Raw genomic sequence first — 998 nt, forward strand, 5'->3', positions numbered from 1 at the left:
TTGTGGGCTTAGTCGATGCGATCAACACCTCCGTGCCGTTTCGCAGTCAGCAGTCAAGCCGCAGGGATCTCTTCGAAGCACACGAGCAGCATCTCCTTGCTGACCTGCCGGCAACCCCGTGGCAACATACCGAGTGGAAGCGTGCGAAAGTAGCCCCGGATTTCCATATCACGGTTGCAACGGTGCGCTACTCCGTTCCGCACCAGCTTGTTGGCCGCACTGTCGATGTGCGCATCACAGGCCAGGTCTTGACCGTCTTTGACCAGGGGACAACCGTGGTAACCCACCAGGTTTCGCATAAGCGTGGGGCCTATGTCACTGACTATGAGCACATTCCATCTGGAATGGACTCCACCCGTGGGCTGTGGACAAGCGACTACTTTTATCGCGAAGCCAGCAAAACCGGCCCGGCAACACGCAAGGTCATCGAAGAACTCATCGCGGCGAAAGCCATCCCGGCCCAGGCGTACCAGTCCTGTAGAAACGTGCTGTCGATGGGCAAACACGGCAACAAACCAATCCTGGAAGAGGCATGCCAGCGCCTGATGGCCAACGACGGCAGCCGACGGGCTGTGTCATATACCGCGGTCAAAAACATGATGGCCGCCATACGCAAAGAACACGCCACCCGGCCCCGCGGGTTAGACCAGGCCCCGCGCAGCACCACAGTCAACCAGCCCACCGCCCCTGCAATCACCGACCGGGATACCACCGGCGCGTTTCTCGGCGGTGCAGACCAGTTCAGCATGGACAACCTCGCTAAGAAAGGACACTAAAAGCCCATGTCATCACCAACCCCGCCAGCAGATCGCTTCCTTGACGAGTCCGTCCTGCCCGACTTCACCGCGCTGCGGATGACTGCCTTCGGCAGAAGCGTCATCGACATCGCCAACGATCCCGCATTCGACGCATGGACGTTTTCCCAAAAGGTGCTCTACGCACTCGATAAAGAAGTCGCGGCCAGGCGTGAACGACGCATCAACAAACTGCTAAAAGCA

Annotated in this window: 1 protein-coding gene and 1 pseudogene; both read left to right on the plus strand. The window is 58.8% G+C overall.

The genetic code is table 11. From position 1 onward, the window contains the following. Nucleotides 1-776 (plus strand): Mu transposase domain-containing protein (locus tag ACUY3D_RS12630; protein WP_448241220.1); only part of this gene is annotated, 776 nt, incomplete at its 5' end. A 6-nt stretch (nt 777-782) separates the two neighbouring features. Beyond that, nucleotides 783-998, plus strand: a pseudogene (locus ACUY3D_RS12635) (ATP-binding protein); the annotation flags it as partial.

The organism is Corynebacterium guaraldiae (assembly GCF_053480195.1).